A 22,418-nucleotide genomic window follows, 5' to 3' on the forward strand; every position below is an offset into this window, starting at 1 on the left:
GCCCCCAGAGGCCCACAACGGCCAATCTTCTTCTCTTTTGTCGCGCTTCTCGATGACGCGCGTTTCTCCCCGCTCTTTGGAGTACCCCCATGACGGACCAGTCCCGTAAACCTGGCATCGACGTACCCTTCGACGCCCTCCTCGACCTCGCCGACGACCGCGCCTGGCTGCGCGTCGACGGCTACCTGCCCAGCCCCGACGACATTGCCGTGGCGATGGAGCAGCTCCGCCGGCTCGACCTGCGCCGCGGCGACCGGATCACCGGCACCGCCCGGATCGACGGCCGCAAACCTGCCACCGTACGGGTGGACACGGTCAACGGCCGCAAGCCGGGCCGCCGCGCCGACTTCGCCCGGCTCACTCCGCTCTACCCGCAGGAACGGCTCCGGCTGGAAACCGAGCCGCACCTGCTGACCACCCGCGTCATCGACCTCGTGATGCCGCTCGGCAAAGGCCAGCGTGCCCTGATCGTGGCACCGCCGAAGGCTGGCAAGACCACGGTCCTGCACGACGTCGCCAACGCCATCGCCCGCAACAATCCCGAGTGTCACCTCATGGTGGTGCTCGTCGACGAACGGCCTGAAGAGGTCACCGACCTGCAGCGCTCGGTGCAGGGCGAGGTCATCGCGGCCACCTTCGACCGGCCGCCGCAGGACCACACCGCGCTCGCCGAGCTGGCGATCGAACGAGCCAAACGCCTGGTCGAGTACGGCGAAGACGTCGTCGTCCTGCTCGACTCGATCACCCGGCTCGGGCGGGCCTACAACCTGATCGCCCCGGGCCGGGGCCGTACGCTCTCCGGCGGCCTCGACTCCACCGCGTTGCATCCACCGAAGCGCTTCCTCGGCGCGGCCCGCAACATCGAAGGCGGCGGCTCGCTGACCGTCATCGCCACCGCGCTCGTCGAAACCGGGTCCGCCCTGGACACGTTCATCTTCGAGGAGTTCAAAAGCACCGGCAACGCCGAGCTCAAACTCGACCGCGGACTCGCGCAGGCCCGGCTCTTCCCGGCCGTGGACCTCGCCGCCTCCGGCACCCGGCACGACGACAACCTGCTGGCGCCGGGTGAGTTGGCCGTCGCCGCCCAAATCCGCCGCGCCCTGCACGGCCAGGGCCGCGAGGGCCTGCAACAGCTGCTCGACCAGCTGCGTGGCACCGGCTCCAACCTGGAATTCCTGCGCCGGGTGGCCCGCTCGTTGGCCGTCGCCGGCTAGTACACCCAGACCCTCGTCTTGAGCGGGATCTCGCCGTTTTTCCACAGATGGTTCATCGCCGAGATCGACAACCGGGCACACCCATGCGAAGCCGGGTACGGCGGCACGCTCGGCGCCCCATGCACCGCAATCCCGCCGTTGAAGTACTTCGGCCGCCACAACATGCCCAGCGGCGCGTTCCGCCAGCCGTCGATCTGCCGCGACACCTTGTACTTGCCGCTCGGGGTGGCCGCGATGGCCGTACCGCCACTCGCCGTGGCATAGCGCTCGTACGAGCCGGTCGACGTGTTGAAGATCTTGGTCACTTCGCCGTTGTCGACGAGCATGAGCAGCTGACGCTTCTTGTTGATCTCGATGACGCGGCCGCTGGAACTCTTCGCCTTCGGGCGTACGCCATCGGTCAGGGCTTGTTGGGTCTTGGCCCCTGCCACGCCGTCGCGGGTCAGGCCGGCCGCCTTCTGCACCGCGAAGACCGCCTGCTGGGTGAGCGAGCCAAAGGTGCCGTCCGCCTTGCCGTTCCAATAGCCCAGCTCGGTCAGGCGGTTCTGCAACGCGAGGACTTCCGCCCCCTTCGCGCCGCTCTTGAGCTTCTTCGGCGCCGCCGGGTCCGTCGGGGCTGTGGATGAAGCTGTGGATGACGGGGACGGTGCCGATGGTGCAGGTCCCTCAGACGGCGGTGCGCCCTCGTTAGGTGCGCCGGGCTCGTTAGGTGCGCCTCCGGGCGTTGACGGGCCGGCCCCCGGCGGCGCTTCGCTCGAGGCGGCGGGTGCGGGAGGCGTCGGCGCGGCCTGCTCTGAGCCGCCCGAGTCGCACCCGGCGGCACACACCGCGACGGCGGCGACCGCTATGGCGTATCTCAGTGTCTTTCGCACCATGCATCCCTCCGTACCCGATGATCACACGCGAATACCTTTCATGGAGGCGGCTCGGCCAAGGTCGCCAGGCCCAGGCGGGGTGGAAAAAGAATCAAGTACCCTTCGCCTATGTCTTGGAAGGCGAGTGCCCGGCACGGCGTCCGGGATGCGCCCGCCGGACTCGGCCTCGTGCAAGATCTGATCAACACCCGACCCACCATGGCGTACGCCGCCGACCTGCTGGCGACCGCGGACGATGCCCAACGGTGGCTGGGCGACGCGTTAGCCATGTGGTCCCGCGTCGCCGCCCTCCCCGCTCCCGTCCTCCTGCTGTCCTCGACCGACCTGCGCTCACTGCGCCGCCTACGGAGCACCTTCGAGGGCGTCATCCTGGCCGGCAGCGGCCGCGGCCCCGCACACGACGGCGCACTGCCCCCCGCCGACGTGCCGGTCACACTGGTGCCCGACGCGGAAGGCTGGGTCCGCATCGTGCCCTCCGGCCGCGGCACCCGCTGGCTGGCCTCCGCGCTCTGGGCCGAAGCACTGGTGGCCCAGCAGGCCGGACTGTGGCCCCGCATGAAGCTCTGCCACAACTCCGAATGCCGAGCCGCCTTCTTCGACACCTCACGCAACAACAGCGGCGTCTGGCACGACGTCAGCACCTGCGGAAACACGGCCAACCTGCGCGCCTTCCGCGAGCGCAAGCGCCTCCTAGGCGGCACCGGCGGACAATCCGACCCCGCGATCGGCGCCCCGTGATCTAGCCGGACCGCCTTGAGTTGGCCGTTGGGTCGGCTGGGTGGCCTTGAGTTGGCCGTTGGGTCGGCTGGGTGGCCTTGAGTTGGCCGTTGGGTCGGCTGGGTGGCCTTGAGTTGGCCGTCGGCCCTGAACCGGCCGTAGGCTTTGTTGGGGCCGGACGGCCTTGAGCTGGTCGGACAGTGAAAGTTCGGTCCCGACCCGGGAACCATCGAGCTCTTCCGCGCGACTATGGATGCATGGCGTGTGAGCGTTGGCGCGAAATGCTGTCCGCGCAACTGGACGGCGAGGATGATCCGGCCGACCGGGTGCGAGTAGACGAGCATCTGACCGGCTGTGCCGGGTGCCGGGAGTGGCTGGATCGGGCGGCCGCGGTCAACCGGCTGACCCGTACTGCCCTGGTCGCGGACGTCCCCGACCTCACCGACTCCATCCTCGCGGCCCTCGCCGCGGACCGAGCCGCTGATTCGACCGCACCCGCCGCACATCGAGCCGCTGATCCGGCCGCACCCGCCGCAGCGACGTCGCGAGTGGGCCGCGGCCGATGGAACGCCCGGTTCCGCGACTGGTTCGCGGTCACCCGGGTCGAAGCCGGCAGCGATGCACGCCGGGCCGTGAGCGACACACGCCAGGCCGTGGGCGATGCGCACCAGGCGGGCGATGTGCACCGGGCCGTGGGCGACACACGCCGGGCTGCGGGCGACACACGCCGGGCCGTGGGCGACACACGTCGGGCCGCGGGCGACACACGTCGGGCCGCGGGCGACACACGTCGGGCCGCGGGCGACACACGTCGGGCTGCGGGCGGTGTGCGCGCTGCAGCGGATCGTTCCTGGCGGTCGCGGGCTGCCGCGGGGCTCTATGTGGCGCTGGCCGTGGTCGGTGCGGTGCAGCTCATTCTCGGCCTGACCCAGGTTGGCGGTGGGGTGGGCAGCTCCCACCTGCACACCGGGATGGACGCCACCCCCGGCCACCTCTGGCACGAGTCGGCAGCCTGGAACGTGGCAGTCGGCGCCGGCTTCCTCTTCATCGCCCTGCGGCGCAACCGGCCGACCGGACTGGTCCCGATGCTGACCGCCTTCGTCGGGATGCTCCTGCTGCTGTCGGTCAACGACCTGTCCGCCGCCCGGGTCGACGCGACCCGGCTGGTCAGCCACGGCTTCGTCATCCTCGGCTACCTGATCGTGGTGGCACTGTCCCGAGTCACCAGCGACTCGGCCCAGCCGCCCGGCAACCGGGCCGGCCGCGGCACCGGCTGGCACCTCACCCAAAACGATCCCGACCCGGGCAGCGACGCACCCCGCACATCCCGCCTCCGGCTCGTCCGCCCCGGCCCCCTCACCGCCACCCACAACCCCGCCCAAGGCCGCCGCGCAGCATAGGCAATCGCTTCCCACGACCGTGCCGAGGATCGCCGCGCGCGCAGGTGATCGCCTTCCGTGACCGTGCCGGGCATTGGTGGGGCGGGGTGAGCGATCGCCATCCGCGACTCCTGCGGGGGCCGCTGTTGGGGGGATCCCGCGATGACCGTTGTCCGAGGCGCCGCCCGGGTGCCTCGGTGAGTGCCCCGTCGGCCCCGCGAGTTCCCCCGAGCTCCGCATCGAGACCGAGGGCACCCGTAGGACCTCGGCGACCGCGACCCAGAAAGATCCTCACCCACGTGGCGGTATTCGAACAGGTGTTCGATAGAGTGCCGGCATGGAACAGCGTAAGCACTGGTGGAACGGCAGGTGGGGACGCGTCGCCCGCAAGGACGTGTACCTGCGGACGAGCGGCGACCAGTGGTACGTGGAACAGCGCGCGGGCGGCGCCGACGGCGTCTCGCACTTCTTCGAGTTCGACAGCGAGGACGCAGCCCTGGACATGGTCCGCGACGTGCTGACCGGCGAGGACGACTGGTGTGAGCTGTCCGTCCGTCCCCGCCCGCGCTGACTTCCTGCACCTGCGCAGCAGTTCGGGGGCGACCTGAGAACGCTGCCCCCGCTCGCGCTGACCTCCTGCACCTGCGCGGCAGTTCGGGGGCGACCTGAGAACTCTGCCCCCGCCCGCGCTGACTTCTCACACCCGCGCAGCTGCTCGGAAGCGGCCGAGGAGGGCCCTCGCGCGCTGACTCCTTGCTGTCGAGCGACGCCGGTTCGCCCCGCGCGCTGAACCCGGTGTGATCAGTGCGACGGCGGCTGCTGGTGCCGGCCGAGGATGTCGTTGACCGCGCCGGGGGCGACCTGCTGGCGGACCAGCGCATCCCGGATCTCGGTGAGCAGCTTGACCTCTTCGCTGGGCGCGGCTGGCGGCGGCTCTTCGCCTCGCTTGCGCCGCTCCGCCAGCTTGTTCAGCGGAAAGACGACGAGGAAGTACAGCACCGCGGCGGTCATCAGGAAGGTGATCACCGCATTGACGAAGGAGGCGTAGTCAAAGACAACGCCCTTCTCGGGCGACCAAGTGCCGGACGCGGTGCCCGATCCTCCGGTGATCCAGCGGATCAAGGGCTCGAGGAACGACTTGGTGAAGGCGGTCACCACGGCGGTGAAGGCGGCGCCGATGACGACGCCGACCGCGAGGTCGACGACGTTGCCGCGCATGATGAAGTCTTTGAAGCCTTGGAACATCTTTTTCACGCGCACTCCTGCGAAGAGAGCCGAGGGGGTTCGAGGGCAGCGTTGCCCTCGACCGGTCCGCGACAAACTACGCCCCACCGCGCGTCATGCGAAGGAGCGGGCGCGTCAGATGAAGAGCTGGTGTGGCAGGGGGAGGGGCGGGGCTCAGTCGAGCGCCGGCTCCTCGGCCGTCACGGCCTCGTCGACCGTCGGGTAGGTGTGCAGCACCTCGACCAGCCCGGACACCTCGAGGATGCGCAGCACGCCCCGCTGGGGTGCGGCCAGGCGCACCACGCCGCCGGCGTCGTCGGTGCTGTTCTTGGCGCGGACGAAGACCGACAGCCCGGTGGAGTCGCAGAACGAGACCTCGGCCAGGTCGAAGACCAGGCGGGTGCGGCCCTTTTCGAGCAGGTCGCTGATCTGGTCCTGGAGCTGGGGGGCGGTCGCCATGTCGAGCTCACCCGCCACCGACACGACGACCACGTCGCCGCGCTGCTCGGTTTGTACCGTCAGGGACATTCAGGACCTCCCGGTTATGGTCAGAACGTTACTCCACGCACCTGTGAACATGCAGCACGGGGACACGGGCCGACCGCCGCATATTAGTTAGCCGACGACAAGTAAGAACTGGCCTCGATGGTAAAGTCCGGCCGGGCTGCCCGCGACCGGCCGGGTGCTGGTCCGGCGAAGGTCACAGGAGGAAACGTGGCGTTGAGTTCGGGCGAGGGAAGTCGCTTCGCGGATCTTCTCCAGGGGCACGAGGATGCCATCACGGCGTCCTGGGCGGAAGAGGTCGGCGCCTATCTGCGGGGCCGGTTGAGTCACGCCGAGCTTCGCCGGCAGGTCCTTGAGCTGCAGAAAGGCTTCCAGTCGGCGCTTGCCGGCGGTGCCCAGGAGCTGACCGACGACGCGGCCGCCGAGCTGCGGGCGCAGCTCAGTGAGCTGTCCGGCAGTCGGGCGCGGCAGGGTTTCAACGCGACGGAGACGGCGGTGAGCGTCTTTGCGTTGAAGGACGCCGCGCTGAAGGTTCTGGAGGCGGGCTCCGGCACCGACACGGACACCTTGCGGGACTATGTCGCCTTCTCGGCTTTTGTCGACCGGGCCGCGCTGTTCACTTTCGATACCTACACCCGCGCGCGCGAGGAGCTGATCGCCGACCAGGCCGAGCAGCTGCTCGAGCTGTCCACCCCGGTCGTCAAGCTGTGGGAGGGCGTCGTCGCGGTGCCGCTGGTCGGCACGCTCGACTCGGCCCGAGCGCAGGTGGTCATGGAGCGCCTGCTGCAGACCCTGGTCGACACCGGCTCGCCGTACGCGATCATCGACATCACCGGTGTGCCGGCGGTGGACACCCAGGTCGCCCAGCACATCCTCAAGACCGTGGTGGCTGCCCGGCTGATGGGCGCCGACTGCATCATCTCCGGCATCCGCCCGCAGATCGCTCAGACGATCGTGGCGCTCGGGATCGAGTTCGGCGACATCGCGACGAAGGCGTCCCTGGCCGACGCCTTGCGGCACGTGTTGCGCAAGACCGGCGACAAGGCCGTCCAGAAGCCCGCCCGCCGGGAGGGCTGAGGAGATGGAACGCGTGCCGGTCCTGAAGATCGGCGACATTCTTCTGGTCTCCATCCAGACCGACATGGAGGACCAGGTCGCTCTGCAGCTGCAGGAGGATCTGGCCGACCGGATCGTGGCGACCGGCTGCCACGGGGTGATCATCGACATCAGCGCGCTGGACATCGTCGACTCGTTCGTCGGCCGTACGTTGGCGACCATTGCTTCGATCTCTCGGGTTTTGGATGCGGAGACGGTCGTGGTGGGCATGCGCCCGGCGGTTGCCATCACGCTCGTGGAGCTGGGGCTGTCGCTGCCGGGCATCCGGACGGCTTTGAACGTCGAGCTGGGCATGGACTTGCTGGCCCGGGAGCGCGCGGCGGACGAGGACGACGACGTCGACTTGACCGATCCGGACGACTCTGTGGTCACTCAGCCATGAACCCCGGCGACTCCGAGCGCATCGCGGTCGCTTCCGACCAGGATGTGGTCCGGGTCCGCCAGCTCGTGCGTACGGTGGCGGTGTCGGTGAAGTTGTCCCTGGTGGACCAGACCAAGCTGGTGACCGCGGCCAGCGAGTTGGCGCGCAACACGCTGGTCTACGGCGGCGGTGGCACGGTCGAGGTGTCGCGGGTGGAGAACGGTCGCCGGGCCGGCATCCGCATCGTCTTCGCCGACGAGGGGCCGGGCATTCCTGACCTGGACCTGGCGCTCACGGACGGTTACACCACCGGCGGCGGGCTGGGCCTGGGGCTCAGTGGTGCCCGGAGATTGGTCGACGAGTTCGAGATTGACACCGCGGTGGGGCGGGGAACCACCATCACCGTGACCAAGTGGTGCCGATGAGCGGAGGCGCGGTGGCTTCGCTGCCGGAGGGACTTCTCGATCAGGGAGTCTGGTTCCGGGTGGAGGCTGCCGGGACAGCCGCTGCCGTCCGCCGGACCGCGGAGAAACTCGCCGCCGAGTTGGATCTGCCGGAACGTCGGATCGCCGACCTGTCGATCGTGGTTGCCGAGGCGGCCGGCAATCTGGTGAAGCATGCCGATGAGGGCGTGTTGCTGGTTCGCCCCGTGCGGGCGGCCGACCAGGCGGGCGTGGAGATCGTCGTGATCGACAAGGGTCCGGGAATGGCGAACGTGTCATACGCGCTCGGCGACGGGCATTCGACCGCGGGCACGCTGGGCATCGGTCTGGGCGCGATCGTGCGCCAGGCGAACTGGAGCGATCTGCATTCGGTGCCGGGCAAGGGCACGGTGCTGGTCGCGCAGCTCTGGTCCGAGCGGGTGCCGGAGCCGGCGTGGGCGGCCGGGTTGACCCGCCCGTTGACCGGTGAGCCGGTGAGCGGTGACGCGTACGCATTCCGGGACGTTGATGGCCGCCGTCAGCTGATGGTGTGCGACGGGCTCGGCCACGGGCGGTTGGCTCATGCGGCCGCGCAGGAGGCCGTCCGGGTTTTCCGGACCGCCGCCGCGGCGCCGCCGGCCATGCTGCTTGACCTGTTGCACCGCTCCCTGAGTCACACCCGGGGGGCCGCGGTTGCCGTCGCCGAGCTCGATCCGGAAGCCCAACTGGTCCGATATGCGGGCCTGGGGAACATCGCTGGCACGGTGTTCCTGCCGGACGGCGGACGGCGCGGCATGGTGTCGCTGCCGGGTATCACGGGACATCAGCGGCGGCAGATCCGCGAGTACGACTACCCGCTGCCGCCCGGCGCGGTGGTGCTCATGCACAGCGACGGCGTGGTGGACCGGTGGAACCCGGCTGACTATCCCGGCTTGTTGTCTCGGTCGCCGCAGGCCATCGCCGCGACGGTGCTGCGGGATGCCGGCACCCGCCGCGACGATGCGGGCGTTCTCGTGGCCCGGTTGTCATGAGCTCCGAGCCGCTGATGCGGACCCGGATCCGGGTGGAGCAGGACGTCTTCGCGGTCCGGCAGCTCGGCCGGGAGGTGGCTCGCGAGGTCGGTTTCGAGGTGCGGGACCAGACCCGGCTGGCGACGGCGCTGAGCGAGGTGGGCCGCCTGCTGGTGGCCGCCGGCCGGGATTCGGACGTGGTGTTCACAACGACGGCCGACGGGGTACCTACGCTTCTCGTAGAACTGACTCACCCGGTCCCGGGCGACGGTGACCGGCTGCGACCGCAGCTGATCCAGGTGAGCCGGCTGATCGACACGTTGGAGGTAGGGGATGCGGAGCCCGGTACGGTCGTGCGGATGTCTCGACGTCTGCCGCCGAGCTCACCGGCTCTGAACCCCGACCGGATGGAAGAGATCCGCGAGCGCCTGGCCGGCCTCGTCCCAGGCACCCCACTGGACGAGTTGTCGGAGCAGAATCAGCAGCTCATCGCCGCTCTGGACGAGGTACGCGCGCAGCGCGACGACCTGGCCCGGCTCAATGCCGAGCTGGAGGAGACCAACAAGGGCGTGATGGCCCTGTACCACCAGCTGTCCGACGAGCTGGAGGAAACCAACCGGGGTGTCGTCGCGCTGTACGCCGAGCTGGACGAGAAGTCGGTGCAGCTGCGGACGGCCAGCGAGGCGAAGAGCCGGTTCCTGGCCAACGTCAGCCACGAACTGCGCGCCCCGGTCACCGCGATCATCGGCCTGGGGCGACTGCTGTCTGACGAGTCCTCCGACGAGCTGACCGCGGAGCAGTCCCGTCAGGTCGAGCTGATCCGGGGTTCGGCGACCGACCTGCTGTCGTTGGTCAACGACCTGCTGGATCTTGCCAAGGCGGAGGCCGGTCGGGTCGAGGCGAACTGGTCCGAGGTGGATCTCAAGGCGGTGTTCGGGCAGCTCCGCGGCACGCTGCGGCCGCTCGCCACCCAGCCCGCGGTCGACTTCGTGGTCGAGGAGCCGGCGGTGTCGCGGCTGCGCTCCGACGAGGTGCTGCTCGCCCAGGTGCTGCGCAACCTGCTGACGAACGCGCTCAAGTTCACGGCGGAAGGCTCGGTGCGGCTCGGCGTGGCTCAGGTCGGGGACAACGTGGAGTTCACCGTCGCGGACACCGGCGCCGGCATTCCGGCCGAGTTGCACGAGCGGATCTTCGAGGAGTTTTACCAGGTCCCCGGCAGTCGCGCGCTCAGCGGCAAGGGAACCGGTCTCGGACTGCCCTACGCCCGCCGTCTCGTCGGTATTCTCGGGGGCGCGATGCGAGTTTCCTCCACTCCGGGTGAGGGCAGCGTCTTCACCGTCTCCCTGCCGGTGTCGCCGTGACACCGGCCACCGTGCTGGTCTGCGACGACAGCGCCACCAAGCGATACCTGCTGGTGAGCTGGCTGACCCGGGCTGGTTTTGCGGTGGTCGAGGCGGAGACCGGCGGGGCCGCCCTGGAGCTGCTCGCCGCCGCCAAGGGCGGGATCGACCTAGTCGTGCTGGACGTGAAGCTGCCGGATCTGAGCGGCTTCGAGGTCTGCGAACGGATCAAGACCGATCCCGCGTACGGCATCCTGCCGGTGATCCATGTGTCGGCGCATGCGGTGGACGTGGTCGACCGGACGCAGGGGTTGAACCGGGGCGCGGACGCGTACCTGGTGGAGCCGATCGAGCCGGACGAGCTGATCGCGACTGCGCAAGCGGTGCTGCGGTACTACCGGGCCCGGCAGCGCGCCGAGTCTCTAGCCAACCGAATGATCAAGTTGGCCGAGACCACGCTGGCGATCAACTCGGCGTCGACGCTGGCGGGCCTGCTGCAGGCGGCCGCGGACGGCGCATACGGAATTTTCGGCGGTCCGGTCGTGGTGGTGGCCGAGACCGCCGACGGTGACGGCTTGTCTGCGGTGGCGAACGGTCAGGCTGCCACGGTGCGCCCCTGGGCGGTCGAGCACCACGAGACCGCGGTCGGCTCCACCGTACGGACGGAGCCGCCGGAAGCCTGGAGTCTGGTCACCTGGCCGGAGCAGGAGCAGGTTGCCGTGGCTGCTGCCCGGCTGCGCAGCGACCGCCCCCCGGTGTACGTCGCCGTCCCGTCCGCGTCGCAGACTCCGGGGTTCCCGGTGTTGCGGCAGCTCTCCCAGGCGGTCGCGGCGGCGGTGGAGGCCCAACGCTCGTACGACGAGGAACATCGCATCGCTGTGACCTTGCAGCGCAGCCTGTTGCAGAGTCGCCTGCCCGACGTGCCCGGCTTGGAGCTCGCGGTCCGCTACGAGCCGGCTGGCGCGCAGACCGAGGTGGGCGGCGACTTCTACGAGCTGACCATGTTGGATGGCCGGTTGCTGGTGGCGATCGGTGACGTGGCCGGGCACTCCCTGCACGCGGCGACGGTGATGGCGGAGGTGCGCCACGCGGTTCGTGCGTACGCGGTGGAAGGGCATTATCCGGCGGCCGTGCTGGATCTGGTGAACCGTTTCATGCGCACGGTCCTGCCGATGGAATCGGCGACTTTGTGCCTGTTCACCCTGGAGCCGGCGACGGGCCGCATCTGTCTCGCCAGCGCCGGCCACCTGCCGCCGTTGCTGCACGTGGACGGCGCCGGGGCCACCTTCCTGACGCCGAGCGGGCCACTGCTGGGCATCAACGCGCCCCGCCCGGCGGACATGGAGTTCGTCCTCCCGCCCGGCGGGACCTTGGTGCTCTACACGGATGGCCTGATCGAACGCCGCGACAGTGACATCGATGAGGGCTTCACCGCCTTGGCACAGTGTGCGAACGAGGTCGAGCCCAGCCTGGACGCGTTCTGCCAGCGCCTGTTGGTGCAGTTGGCCGGCGCGGGTGAGCAAGCGGACGACATTGCGGTGGTCGCCCTGCGCCGCAGGTGAGAGATTTGTCGTCATGATCGACAACGGGTACGACTTTGTCGGGCTGCACCACACGCAGCTAGCCATCCCGCCGGGCGCCGAGGACCGGATCCGGGCGTTCTACGGCGGCATTCTCGGCATGGTGGAGCTCGAGAAGCCGCCGGTGCTCGCGGCCCGCGGCGGTTGCTGGTTCCGCGGCGGCGCTCTGGAGCTGCACTTCGGTGTCGAGGCGGACTTCGTCCCGGCCCGCAAGGCCCATCCCGGCTTGCTGGTCGCCGGCCTCGACGCGCTGGCCCAGCGGCTGGATGCCGCCGGGGTCGAGGTGGAGTGGGACGACAATTTCCCCGGCCACCGCCGCTTCTACGCGTACGACCCGGTGGGGAACCGGTTGGAGTTCCTCGAGCCCCAGCAACTCTGAGTGATCTTGACTCCCGCTATTCGCTTGATGAATAGTGGGCGGCTATGACGACGCCGCACGTGCTGATGGGGCTGCTGGCCGCCGGGCCGCGGCACGGCTACGACCTCAAGCGCGCCCACGACGAGCGGCTGCCCCGAGCCAAGCCGCTGGCGTACGGCCAGGTCTATGCGACGCTCGGCCGGCTCGTCCGGGACGGGCTGGTCGAGCAGCACGGACAGGACCGGGAAGGCGGCCCCGACCGGACGTCGTACGCGCTCACCGAGACGGGTCGCGCCCGGCTCACCGAGTGGCTGACCACCGTCGAGCCGCCCGCGCCGTACGTCACCAGCGCGCTCTTCGCCAAGGTCATGATCTGCCTGCTTGCCGCGGATCCGGCCACCACCGCCGATTACGTGGCAGCCCAGCGGGCCGCGCACGCCGCCCGGATCCGGGAGCTGACCGTGATCAAGCGGAACCGGGCCTCGCCGGTCGCGGATGTCGTCGCCGCCGACTACGCGATCGGCCATCTGGACGCGGACCTGCGCTGGTTGCAGACCACGCTGTTGCGCGTGAGCGAGCTGCATCGGGAGGTGAACGCGTGACCGCGCTGCTCCGGGCGACCGGGATGCACCGGGCGTACGGGCCGACTCCCGCGCTGCGTGGCGTCGACATTGCGGTCGACGCGGGGGAGATCGTCGCGGTCACCGGTCCGAGCGGCTGCGGTAAGTCGACGCTGCTGCACTGCCTCGCCGGCCTGCTGACCGTCGACGCGGGCGCGGTGCACTACCGGGGTGAGGACATCAGCCGGTGGTCCGAGGCGGCACGGTCACGGTTGCGGCGTACGGAATTCGGGGTTTTGTTCCAGTTTGGGCAATTGGTGCCGGAGCTCACCGCCGCCGAGAACGTGGCGTTGCCGTTGCTGCTGGGCGGGGCGACCCGGAAGGCGGCGCGGAAGGCGGCGACCCTGTGGCTGGGTCGGATGGGCGTCGGTGATCTGGCGGAGAAGGTGCCCGGCGAGCTGGCCGGCGGTCAGCAGCAGCGCTGTGCAGTCGCCCGGGCGCTGGTCACCGAGCCGCGGGTGCTGTTCGCCGACGAGCCGACCGGTGCGCTGGACGTGCTCACCGGCGAGCAGGTCCTGGCCGAGATTCTGCAGGTGGTGCGCGAGCAGGGCACCTCGGTCGTGTTGGTGACCCACGAAGCGCAGATCGCCGCCTACGCGGACCGCGAGATCACGCTGCGGGACGGCGTGGTCGACCCGACCGGACTGGGCATCGGGACGCCCGGGTGAGGGTGACGACGCTGCTCCGGCTCGCGGTCGCCGGAAACCGGATCGACCATTTGCGTACGGTGCTGACGGTCCTGAGTTCCGGGTTGGCCGCGGTGGCGCTGCTGGCCGCGGCCACTGTCGGCTCGATCGAGGGAGACGTCGCCTACGCGAGCAAGCTGATCGCCGAGCGGGGACTGCGCCCCGGCGTGACCGTCGCGCTGATCATGTTGTCGCTGCCGGTCCTCGCGCTGGCCGGACAGTGCATTCGGCTGGGAGCGCCGGCCCGGGACCGGCGGCTCGCCGCGATCCGGCTGTCCGGGGCGACACCGGGGCAGGCCGTGCTCATCGCGAGCGCCGAGACGGTGGTGGCGGGCCTGGCCGGTGCGGTGCTCGGATTCGGCGGCTTCCTGGCGGCGCGATCCGGCGTGCACCGGACGAACGCCGAGGGCCTGCCCGTGCTGCCGACGGATGTCCTCCCGGCGCCATCGACCATTGCCGCGATCCTGCTGGCGGTGCCGCTGCTCGCCGGCCTGATCGGCGCGGGCCTGTTGCGCCGGGTGGTGATCAGTCCGCTCGGCGTGGTCCGGCGGACCCGGAAACGGGGTCCGCGGCCGTGGCCGGTGGTCCTGATCATTGCCGGGCAGGCACTGTTCGCGTTCCCGATGCGACAGGCGGAACTCAGCATCGAAGTGGGCTGGAGCATGGTGATCAGCGGAGCGGTGCTGTCGGCCCTCGGCGTCGTGCTCGGCACCGGCTGGATCGCCCACACCTGCGGCCGGCTCCTGCATCGGTACGGTCGACGTCCGGCGATGTTGCTGGCCGGGCGGCAGCTCCTGGCCGACCCGTGGACCGGCAGCCGGACACTGGCCGCGCTGCTCGCCAGTGTGCTCGTGGGCGCCGTCGCTCTGGGCTTACGGGCGTTGTTCGAGACCGAGAACCGGGCATCAGCGGCCTACGAGAAGCAGCTCAGCGAGCCACCCTCGCCGGACTTCGCGACTAGCCGGGACTTCATCTTCGACACCATCGACCTGATCATGGTGGGAGTCGGCATCGCCATGGCGGTCGCGTCGGCCGGGGTGCTGGTCACTCTCGCCGAAAACATCGTGGCGCGCCGCCGCACCTACGCCGCGCTGACCGCAGTCGGGGTGCCGCGCCGGACCCTGTCCGAGGCGGTGCTGTGGCACACGCTCGCTCCCGTGCCACCCGCGGTGCTGCTGGCGTTGGCGGCCGGCGTCAGCCTGGCTCGGCACTTCGAAACAGAAGTTTCCGTCGGCGGGTCGGTCGCGTACGTCTGCGACGCCGCCTGCCAGGCCGGCAGCGGGCAGGCGGTCGCGCAGGCCACGCCGGGTGGGCCAGTGACGCTGGCTGTGCCCGTACCGATGGAAATGCTGGCGTGGCTGGGCGGCGGTGCGCTGCTCGCCATGCTGGCGGTCGTCGGGTTGGGGTTGTTGGTGTTGCGGTCGAGCACGGACCTCGAAGAGCTTCGGGCCGGATAGCAGACGGACCCGGCCACGGCCGGATCCGTCTGCGCGCCAAACGTCAGGCGCGGCCAACCGTGTCCAGGATCCAGGCAGTCACGAACGCCTCTTCCTTCCAGGCGTCGTAGCGGCCGCTGGGGCCGCCGTGCCCGGCGCCCATCTCGGTCTTCAACAGGTACGAGCCGTCGGGCGCCGTCGAACGCAGCCGGGCGATCCACTTGGCCGGCTCGTGGTACAGCACACGGGTGTCGTTGAGGCTGGTCACTGCGAGGATCGCCGGGTACTTCAGCTTCTGGACGTTCTCGTAGGGGCTGTATGCCTTCATGTACGCGTACACGTCGGCGTTTTCCAGCGGGTTGCCCCACTCCTCCCACTCTGTCACCGTGAGCGGCAGCGTCGGGTCCAGGATGGACGTCAGCGGGTCGACGAACGGCACCTGCGCCACGATGCCCGCGAACGCGTCCGGGGCCAGGTTGGCGACCGCGCCCATCAGCAGGCCACCCGCCGAGCCACCGCGCGCCACGATGAGGTCCGGGCTGGTCCACTGCGCCTGGGCCAGCGACCGCGCGCAGGCGATGAAGTCGGTGAAGGTGTTCCGCTTCGTCAGCATCTTGCCCTCTTCGTACCAGCGGCGGCCCATTTCGCCGCCACCGCGCACGTGCGCCACGGCATAGACCATGCCCCGGTCCAGCAAAGAGAGTCGGGCGATGGAGAAGGTCGGCTCCATACTGATTTCGTACGAGCCGTAGCCGTACAGCAGCAGCGGCGCCGTCCCGTTGCGCGGAGTGCCCTTGCGCGCCACCACCGAGACGGGGATCTTCGTGCCGTCCTCGCCGACCGCCCACTCACGGAACTGCTCGTACTGCTCGGGGTCGTAGCCGCCCAGCACCGGCTTCTGCTTGCGCAGCACCATCGCGCGGCTGATCAGGTCGACGTCGTAGACCGAGTCCGGCGTGACCATCGACGTGTACGAGATGCGCACGAGGTTGGTGTCGTACTCGGGGTTTCCGGCGAGGCCGACGCAGTACAGCGGCTCGGGGAACGCCATGTCGTAGAAGTCGGTGCTGCCGTCGGCGATGACCCGCAGCCCGGTGAGCCCGTCGCGGCGCAGCGAGACGACCACGTGCCGTTGGAACGCGTCGACTCCCTCCAGTCGAGTGCCCGGCGTGTGACCGATCAACTCCACCCAGGGGCCGGGATTGTCCACAGAGGTGTACGAGAGCGCGAAGTCCTCAGCGTTCTCGTTGTGCAGGATCAGGAACCGGTGCCCGTGGTGCTCGATCGAATACTCGACGCCCTGGACCCGCTCGCGGATGATGGCCGGCTCGGCCGTGGGGCGGTCGGCGGCGATGACCCGTACCTCGGAAGTGATCTTGCTGTGCGCGTCGATGACGATGAACTTCTCGCTGCGGCTCAGCTCGACGCCGACCCAGTACCGCTCGTCGGCTTCCTCATAGACGACCACGTCGTCGGCGGCGGGCTGCCCGACCGCGTGCCGCCACACCCGGTTCGGCCGCCACGCCTCGTCGACGGTGATGTAGAACAGCGTCGAACCGTCCGCCGACCAGGCGCTGCCGTAGAAGGTGTCCGGGACCTCGTCGGCCAGTGACTCACCGGTGCTCAGGTCCTTGACCTTGAGGGTGAACCGTTCGTCGCCGGCAAAGTCCACGGAGTACGCCAGGCGGGTGCCGTCCGGCGTGACGTCGAACGTGCCGAGCGCGAAGAACTCCTTGCCCTCGGCCAGCTCGTTGCCGTCCAGCAGCACTTCCTCGCCCGGCAGCGGGGCGCCGGCGCCCGTCGCGGGCGGGTCGACCTCCGGGCCGGCGGGGACGCGGCACTGGATGCCGTACTGCTTACCCTCGACTGTCCGCGTGTAATACCAGTAGCCGCCCTTGCGCTGCGGCACGGACAGGTCCGTCTCCTGGGTGCGACCCTTGATCTCGTTGAAGATCGTCTTCCGGAGCTCTTCCAGGTGTGCGGTGGCCCGCTGGGTCCACGCGTTCTCCGCCTCCAGGTAGGCGACGGTGTCCGGGTTCTCCTTCTCGGCGAGCCAGGCGAACTCGTCGGTGATCGTGTCGCCGTGGAAGGTTCGCTCGGAGGGGACCTGGCGTACGGCGGGTGGGGTGGTCGGCATGTCGGTCGTCACGGTTGTCACGTTACCGCCCACACACCCGGTCTCCTCGGCCATTAGAACATGTGTACGATAGCCGCGACGCTGATCTCAGGGGTGATGTCAGTCCGAGGAGAACCATGGGGAACGACCTGCCCGCCCGGAAGCCGCTGCTCCGCGCCCTGACTGACCTGTGCGGTCCCGGCTATGCGCGACTGGCCCGCCGGTCCGATGCGGTGTGCGGGCGGCACGCGGCGTTCGTCGCGGCACCGCCGACCACGGGGGCGGTGGTGGTCGCCCTGCGCCTCGCCGCCGAGCGGGGTCTGTCGGTGTCCCCGCGTGGCTCCGGCTCCAAAATCGACTGGTGCTGCCCGGGCTTCGGCGCCGACCTCATCCTCGACACCCACCGCCTCGACGGCATCCACCGCGTCGACCCGGCCGATCCGACGGCCACGGTCGTAGCGGAGGTCGGTGTTGGGATGCCGGTCCGGTCGCTCGGGGCGGCGCTGGCCCCGCACGGCCTTCGCCTCGCAGTCGACCCACCCTCGCCGACCGCCACCGTCGGCGGGATGCTCGCTCTCAACGAGACCGGCCCGCTGCGCCACCGGTTCGGCACGGCCGCGGGCCAGGTCGAGAGCGTCACGTATGCCACCGGCTCGGGTGACCACGTCGGTGCCGGCCCGCTCGACGCCGCCGGTGTGATCGTGTCCGCCCGGGTTCGCCTCGAACCCCTGCCCGCCGCCCGGCGCTGGGTGGTGGCGCCGGTGACCGCTCCGCGCGACATCCACGACCTCGTCCAGGAGACCCTTGCCCAACAGGTGCGGCCCAGCGCCGTCGAGATCGACCTCCCGGTGGGTCCGGCGCCGGCCGCACTCGCCGTCCTGATCGAAGGAGACCCCCGGGAGGTGGCCGAGCGGACGACCCGGCTGCAGCAAGCTCTGCACGCCGGGGCTGAATCCACCGCCGAGGCCCCGTCCTGGTGGGGGCGCTACCCCTTCGGACCGACGGACGTGGCGCTGCGCATCGCGGTCCCGCCGGAGGAGCTGCAGGCGGCAGTCTTCGCCCTGCGGGACGTGGCGGGGGCGCCGGTGCCGGTGCGTGGTGCGGCCGGCCGCGGCATCGTGCACGCGGCTCTGCCGGGAAGCGTCGGCCCGGAGCGCGCCGAGGGCATCCTCGATGCGGTGCGTGGCGTCCTGCTGGCGCGCGGCGGCCGCTGCGTGGCGATCGCCGCGCCACCGCACCTCGGTGCGGCACTGCACCTGGCAAACCGCCGCGACCTGTTCTGACGGGTCAGATCTTGACCGAGGTCCGGGACAGCACGTCGGCGGCCATGTGCCGCCCAAGGTTCGCCAGCGTGCCCACCGCATAGGACATGTAGGCGAACTGGCCCATCTGGGAGACGTTCGTGAGCGCGAGCTGCTGCGCGGAGAGCCGCCGGGGCAGCAGCGGCGTGCCGGAACCGAGCATCACCGGCGCCACGGCCAGGATGATCTCGTCCAGCAGCCCGGCATCGGCGAACTCGCCCACCAGGTCGCCGCCACCAGCCAGCCACACGTTGCGGCCCTGGGCGGCGACAGTCATCGCCTCGTGCACCCGGGCGACATCGCCGCTGACCATGAAGATGTTGGCGTTCGGCACCAGCGGCAGCTCGCGGTGGGTGAAAACCCAGCAGGGCACGTCGCCGTACATGTCGTGCCAGTTCTCGGGCTCCTCGATGACGTTGTCGTTCGCCACCACCCACTCGTACGTCGTGGCGCCCATCGCGAAGGCGCCGACGTTCGAGAAGAACGCCCCGAACGGGTTGTCCGTCCCCTCGTCGACCTCGAACAGCCAGTCGAGCGAATTGTCCAGATCCGCGGTGAAGCCGTCGATGCTGGTAGCCGTGTAGTACTGAGTCTTCGCCACGAGAAACACATTGCCATGACGCAGCCGACAAAAAGGTCGGATCGGCCCAGGATTCGGGGTCGCCGCCTTATGACAGGATCACCGCCATGAACCGCCGCCACCAGACCGTCCTCGCTGCTCTCGCCGTTCCCGTGGCGCTGTCCGCCGGGTACGCCCTGGCGGGAACCCGCCCCGCTCCGGCGCCGCAGGCGGCCGCCCCCGTGCCGCAGGCAGCTGCCCCGGCTGCCGGGGTCGCCGAGTACCCGTCGATGACAGCGCTCCGCAAGGTGGAGAAGAGCGGCGTCGCCTACGACCTCAGCTGGACAGTCACCGACTCGCCGCTGATCGTCGTCGCTCCGCACGGCGGTGACATCGAAGTAGGCACCAGCGAAATCGCCGCCGGTATCGCTGGCAACGACATCCCCGCCGAAGTCGTCGCCGACAGACACACCCTGTGCCAGTTCACTGGGAAACTGAAGTCCGGAAACTCCCGCCTGCACGTCACCAGTGAGCACTGGGACGTCGAGGAATGCCTGATCCTGATCCGCCAGCGCACCCACGCCCTGTCGATTCACGGCGTCAAGGGGAGCGGCAAAGAGGTCTACATCGGCGGCCGGGACACCACCACCGGCGCCCGGTTGCGGAAGGCGCTGGAGGCCAAGGAATTCGGCGCCCCCCTGTCCGTACCCGGGGAGATCGCCGGTGTCTCGCCCGACAACTTCGTCAACAAAGACGCCGACGGCGCCGGAGTGCAGCTGGAACTGTCGAGGGGCCTGCGCGATGAGCTGTTCGACAAAGGAAAGCTGACGCCCCGCGGCGAGGTCTTCATCGCTACTGTGCGTGCTGTGTACGGTTCCTGAGGTCGTAGCTCAGGTAGGCGAACGGTCCCCGCTGCTGCACCGACGTCAGTGACAGCTGAGCCGCGGTGATCCGGCGCGGCAGCAGGGGAGCGCCCGCGCCCAGCGTCACCGGTGCCACGCCCAGGATGAGCTCGTCGAGCAGGCCCGCGTCGGCGAACGCGCCGGCCAGCTCGCCGCCGCCGACAATCCACAGGTTCTTGCCCTGGGCGGCTGCCGTCATCGCCTCGTGCACCGGGCGCACGTCACCCTGCACAAAGGTCAGGCTGGCGCCCGGGATGCGCGGCAACTCGCGGTGGGTGAACACCCACGCCGGGGTGTCGCCGTAATACTCGGCCCACTTGACGGGCTGCTCCAGCAGGGCGTCGTGCTCGAGGACCCATTCATAGGTGGTGGCGCCCATCGCGAAGGCGCCCACGTCGGCGAAAAATGCGCCGAACGGGTTGTCGCCGTCGCCGTGGTCGTCGCCGACCTCGAACAGCCAGTCCAGCGAGTGGTGCTGATCGGCGATGAAACCGTCGATGCTGGTCGCCGTGTAGTACTGCGTTTTCGCCATGAAGTCACCCTGCCACGGGGGTGCGACAGAATGCCGGAGCCGAAAGAAGAACGCACGGCTCGGACCACCGGTCCGTGCCGTGCGTTCTCCGTTTCCGCTTACAGGCGCCAGAACTGGTCCGTCTTGGCGCTGTTGCAGGGCTGCTGCACCAGGTGAGCGCCGGCGGTCTTGACGCCACCGTCGATCGTCAGGCACTTGCCGCTGTTGCGGTTCCGCAGCTGGGTCAGACCGTTGGCGGCAACGTCGACCCGCCACTGCTGGTCGTTGTTGGTGTCGGCGCATGGCCACTGCAGGGCATGCCAGCCGTCGGCGGTCGAGCTGTCGCCGATAGCCAGACACTGACCGCTGCGGTCGTTGCGCACCTGCGCGTATCCGTCGGTAGTGGCGTGGATCTGCCACTCGGCGCTGTTGGCGTTGCTGCAGGCCGCCTGCACCGCATGCGAGCCCTTGCCGGTCCAGTCGACGGTGCTGACGCACAGTCCGCTGTGCTCGTTGCGCACGTCCCGACCCTGGACGCGGGTCTTGACGGTCCACCACTGGTCGCGGTTGCTGGTGCACGGCCACTGCAACGCGTGGGCGCCGTTCTCGACGTTGCCCCCGCCGATCGCCAGGCACTGGTTGCTGTTGGCGTTCCGCAGCCGTGTGGAGGTGCCGGTCCGCTCAAGCAACCACTTCTGGTCCAGGGTCGCATCGCGGCACGGCCACTGGATCGCGTGTGCGGAGTTCTCCTTCGAGCCACGCTCGATGCCCAGGCATTGGTTGCTGTTGTCGTTGCGGATCTCGTACTTACCGTCCGCGCGGAGGTGGAGCCGCCAGTCCTGGTCGGTCGCGCCGCTGCACTGCCATTGAATGGCATGTGCGGCGTTCTCGGTGGAGCCGCTGCCGATGCCCAGGCACTTCTTGCTGTTCTCGTTGGCGATGAGGGCGATTTCGGTCGCCGCCACCTGCTCACGAACCCAGCCGCCCAGGTCGTCGACGCGGGTCTGCGTCGCGCTCTTGCCGCCGTCCGCGGGGCCGCCGAAGCAGCCGCCCTGGCCGCCGGTCGCCGTGAGGGCGACCAGCTCCGCGCGGTTGCCGGTCACCCGCAGTCCAGGGCCGCCCGCGTCGCCCTTGCAGGGGCCGACCTGGTCGGCGTCCTTGCCGGCCACCTGCACCAGGTCGCCGGCGACGCCGGACACCGTGAACTCGCCGGTGTGCAGTGCATCGGGCACCCACTCGGTCTTGGTACGCCCGAAGCCCGCGAGCCGCAGCGTCTCACCGGGCACCGGCCCACTTGCCGCCAACGGCACTGGTGTCACGGTGTCGACTGCCGCGGCAAGCTGCACCATGACTACGTCACGCTGCGGATGTGGCGCGATATGCGTCGCGGACATCGCCACGCCGCCGAGCGTCACCGTCGTCGCACGCTTGGGGGGTCCGGCAGTCACCGGCTGGCCGTCGACGACGAAGCACTGCTTTGCCGTCAGAACCCACCGCGGGTCCACCAACGCACCCGAACAGCCGGCCCCGGAACCCGCCGCACCCACGGTCACCCGGGCGGCGAACGGGTAAGCGTCCGCCGCAGCCGCCGGAGCGGCCAGGGCGATCGTCGCTGAGCCGCCCGCGAGGACGGCCACCATCACACTGGAAAACATCCGGCCCCGGCTCACGAGAGTCGAAGTTCCACGAGAACGGCCTTGGGCAGCTCGTTGTCCGAACCGGGGTCGATCGGCACGGGTTTGCCGGCCGGAATCTCGAACGTCTTCGTGCCTTCGGGCAGCTTGGCCTTCGCCTGTACGTCGGTGCTGCCGGCCCGGACGCCGAACGTGCCCGGAACCTCCAGCGTCAGCAGGCCGGTGGTGCCGACGGTCTTGAAGCAGTAGTAGTAGCCGTACGGTTCGACGTCGAGGGAGCGTTCGACCTGGATCTCGTTCGCGGCGCACTGGCCGTCGTCGTACGACTTACGGGTCGTGAAGGTGATGTGCCCGTCGCCCTTGAAGACCTTCAACCCGAAGTCCTTCAGGATCGTGTCGGCGCCCGGGTACGAGAAGTCCTCCACCAGCGAGGACGGGGCGTCGGCCGCGTTCTCGGCAGCCGCGCCGGTGGCGTTGACGAAAGTCAGACCGGCGGTGAGGGTGAGAACACCCGCCGCCGCCCAGGCAAGCTTCTTCAAGTTTTCCCCGTTTC

Annotated in this window: 23 protein-coding genes and 1 pseudogene; 16 read left to right on the forward strand and 8 right to left on the reverse strand. The window is 69.7% G+C overall.

The window, feature by feature from the left end:
• Positions 1–95: 95 nt before the first annotated feature.
• Positions 96–1,214 (forward strand): annotated as a pseudogene (gene rho, locus ACIA1L_RS17105) (transcription termination factor Rho); the annotation flags it as partial.
• On the opposite strand, the gene ACIA1L_RS17110 reads toward rho, so the two are convergent.
• Entirely contained in the window at positions 1,211–2,089 is an 879-nt protein-coding gene (locus tag ACIA1L_RS17110; protein ID WP_396073678.1) for a L,D-transpeptidase family protein, read from the reverse strand. The pseudogene rho and the gene ACIA1L_RS17110 sit on opposite strands and share 4 nt — an antisense overlap.
• A gap of 108 nt (positions 2,090–2,197) precedes the next feature.
• Between ACIA1L_RS17110 and ACIA1L_RS17115 the strand changes: the two genes are divergently transcribed.
• From ACIA1L_RS17115 to ACIA1L_RS17125, 3 genes are all read left to right on the forward strand, one after another.
• Positions 2,198–2,827 (forward strand): CGNR zinc finger domain-containing protein, encoded by a 630-nt coding sequence (locus ACIA1L_RS17115; protein ID WP_396073679.1) that lies wholly within the window; start codon positions 2,198–2,200, stop codon positions 2,825–2,827.
• 236 nt (positions 2,828–3,063) lie between these two features.
• Complete coding sequence (locus ACIA1L_RS17120) at positions 3,064–4,206, forward strand: zf-HC2 domain-containing protein (RefSeq protein WP_396073680.1); 1,143 nt, start codon at positions 3,064–3,066, stop codon at positions 4,204–4,206.
• Positions 4,207–4,522: 316 nt separating this feature from the next.
• Positions 4,523–4,756, forward strand: coding sequence for a hypothetical protein (locus tag ACIA1L_RS17125; RefSeq protein ID WP_396073681.1), 234 nt, complete (start codon positions 4,523–4,525; stop codon positions 4,754–4,756).
• A 230-nt stretch (positions 4,757–4,986) separates the two neighbouring features.
• On the opposite strand, the gene mscL is transcribed toward ACIA1L_RS17125, so the two are convergent.
• Positions 4,987–5,430 carry a large conductance mechanosensitive channel protein MscL gene (gene mscL, locus ACIA1L_RS17130; protein WP_396074062.1) on the reverse strand — a complete coding sequence of 148 codons (444 nt, stop codon included), beginning with the start codon at positions 5,428–5,430 and terminating at the stop codon, positions 4,987–4,989.
• A 153-nt stretch (positions 5,431–5,583) separates the two neighbouring features.
• Positions 5,584–5,937, reverse strand: a complete 354-nt coding sequence (locus ACIA1L_RS17135) for an anti-sigma factor antagonist (protein WP_106126981.1) — start codon at positions 5,935–5,937, stop codon at positions 5,584–5,586.
• 186 nt (positions 5,938–6,123) lie between these two features.
• On the opposite strand from ACIA1L_RS17135, the gene ACIA1L_RS17140 reads away from it, so the two are divergent.
• The 10 genes from ACIA1L_RS17140 to ACIA1L_RS17185 are packed head-to-tail and all read left to right on the forward strand — an operon-like array spanning position 6,124 to position 14,863.
• The gene (locus tag ACIA1L_RS17140) at positions 6,124–6,990 is read left to right on the forward strand and encodes an STAS domain-containing protein (protein WP_396073682.1); all 867 of its coding nucleotides are present in this window, start codon (positions 6,124–6,126) and stop codon (positions 6,988–6,990) included.
• 4 nt (positions 6,991–6,994) lie between these two features.
• Positions 6,995–7,411: an STAS domain-containing protein gene (locus ACIA1L_RS17145; protein ID WP_396073683.1), complete on the forward strand. Its 417-nt coding sequence runs from the start codon at positions 6,995–6,997 to the stop codon at positions 7,409–7,411.
• Positions 7,408–7,815 (forward strand): ATP-binding protein, encoded by a 408-nt coding sequence (locus tag ACIA1L_RS17150; RefSeq protein ID WP_396073684.1) that lies wholly within the window; start codon positions 7,408–7,410, stop codon positions 7,813–7,815. The genes ACIA1L_RS17145 and ACIA1L_RS17150 overlap by 4 nt, the downstream gene beginning before the upstream one ends.
• Entirely contained in the window at positions 7,812–8,843 is a 1,032-nt protein-coding gene (locus ACIA1L_RS17155) for an ATP-binding SpoIIE family protein phosphatase (RefSeq protein ID WP_396073685.1), read from the forward strand. Before ACIA1L_RS17150 ends, ACIA1L_RS17155 begins: the two co-directional genes overlap by 4 nt.
• Positions 8,840–10,183, forward strand: a complete 1,344-nt coding sequence (locus tag ACIA1L_RS17160) for a sensor histidine kinase (protein WP_396073686.1) — start codon at positions 8,840–8,842, stop codon at positions 10,181–10,183. Before ACIA1L_RS17155 ends, ACIA1L_RS17160 begins: the two co-directional genes overlap by 4 nt.
• Positions 10,180–11,724, forward strand: a complete 1,545-nt coding sequence (locus ACIA1L_RS17165; RefSeq protein ID WP_396073687.1) for a SpoIIE family protein phosphatase — start codon at positions 10,180–10,182, stop codon at positions 11,722–11,724. The genes ACIA1L_RS17160 and ACIA1L_RS17165 overlap by 4 nt, the downstream gene beginning before the upstream one ends.
• Positions 11,725–11,737: 13 nt before the next feature.
• Positions 11,738–12,121, forward strand: coding sequence for a VOC family protein (locus ACIA1L_RS17170; RefSeq protein WP_396073688.1), 384 nt, complete (start codon positions 11,738–11,740; stop codon positions 12,119–12,121).
• A gap of 44 nt (positions 12,122–12,165) precedes the next feature.
• Positions 12,166–12,702 carry a PadR family transcriptional regulator gene (locus tag ACIA1L_RS17175; RefSeq protein ID WP_396073689.1) on the forward strand — a complete coding sequence of 179 codons (537 nt, stop codon included), beginning with the start codon at positions 12,166–12,168 and terminating at the stop codon, positions 12,700–12,702.
• A 23-nt stretch (positions 12,703–12,725) separates the two neighbouring features.
• A complete protein-coding gene (locus ACIA1L_RS17180) occupies positions 12,726–13,388 on the forward strand; it encodes an ABC transporter ATP-binding protein (RefSeq protein ID WP_396074064.1) in 663 nt (220 codons plus the stop codon).
• A complete protein-coding gene (locus ACIA1L_RS17185) occupies positions 13,385–14,863 on the forward strand; it encodes an FtsX-like permease family protein (protein ID WP_396073690.1) in 1,479 nt (492 codons plus the stop codon). Before ACIA1L_RS17180 ends, ACIA1L_RS17185 begins: the two co-directional genes overlap by 4 nt.
• A 43-nt stretch (positions 14,864–14,906) precedes the next feature.
• Here ACIA1L_RS17185 and ACIA1L_RS17190 read toward each other — a convergent pair whose 3' ends face one another.
• Positions 14,907–16,979, reverse strand: a complete 2,073-nt coding sequence (locus tag ACIA1L_RS17190) for a S9 family peptidase (protein WP_396074065.1) — start codon at positions 16,977–16,979, stop codon at positions 14,907–14,909.
• Between the two features lie 116 nt (positions 16,980–17,095).
• Between ACIA1L_RS17190 and ACIA1L_RS17195 the strand changes: the two genes are divergently transcribed.
• Positions 17,096–18,241: an FAD-binding oxidoreductase gene (locus tag ACIA1L_RS17195; protein ID WP_396073691.1), complete on the forward strand. Its 1,146-nt coding sequence runs from the start codon at positions 17,096–17,098 to the stop codon at positions 18,239–18,241.
• Positions 18,242–18,245: 4 nt separating this feature from the next.
• On the opposite strand, the gene ACIA1L_RS17200 is transcribed toward ACIA1L_RS17195, so the two are convergent.
• Entirely contained in the window at positions 18,246–18,860 is a 615-nt protein-coding gene (locus tag ACIA1L_RS17200; protein ID WP_396073692.1) for a dihydrofolate reductase family protein, read from the reverse strand.
• An 86-nt stretch (positions 18,861–18,946) separates the two neighbouring features.
• On the opposite strand from ACIA1L_RS17200, the gene ACIA1L_RS17205 reads away from it, so the two are divergent.
• Entirely contained in the window at positions 18,947–19,699 is a 753-nt protein-coding gene (locus tag ACIA1L_RS17205; protein ID WP_396073693.1) for a poly-gamma-glutamate hydrolase family protein, read from the forward strand.
• Here ACIA1L_RS17205 and ACIA1L_RS17210 read toward each other — a convergent pair.
• From ACIA1L_RS17210 to ACIA1L_RS17220, 3 genes are all read right to left on the reverse strand, one after another.
• Positions 19,671–20,252 carry a dihydrofolate reductase family protein gene (locus tag ACIA1L_RS17210; protein WP_396073694.1) on the reverse strand — a complete coding sequence of 194 codons (582 nt, stop codon included), beginning with the start codon at positions 20,250–20,252 and terminating at the stop codon, positions 19,671–19,673. The genes ACIA1L_RS17205 and ACIA1L_RS17210 overlap by 29 nt on opposite strands.
• Before the next feature lie 98 nt (positions 20,253–20,350).
• Positions 20,351–21,886 (reverse strand): RICIN domain-containing protein, encoded by a 1,536-nt coding sequence (locus tag ACIA1L_RS17215; protein ID WP_396073695.1) that lies wholly within the window; start codon positions 21,884–21,886, stop codon positions 20,351–20,353.
• 11 nt (positions 21,887–21,897) lie between these two features.
• Positions 21,898–22,404, reverse strand: coding sequence for a hypothetical protein (locus tag ACIA1L_RS17220; RefSeq protein WP_396073696.1), 507 nt, complete (start codon positions 22,402–22,404; stop codon positions 21,898–21,900).
• Positions 22,405–22,418: the final 14 nt, after the last annotated feature.

The organism is Actinoplanes sp. NPDC051859, assembly GCF_044452725.1.
In the GTDB taxonomy this organism is placed as follows: domain Bacteria; phylum Actinomycetota; class Actinomycetes; order Mycobacteriales; family Micromonosporaceae; genus Actinoplanes.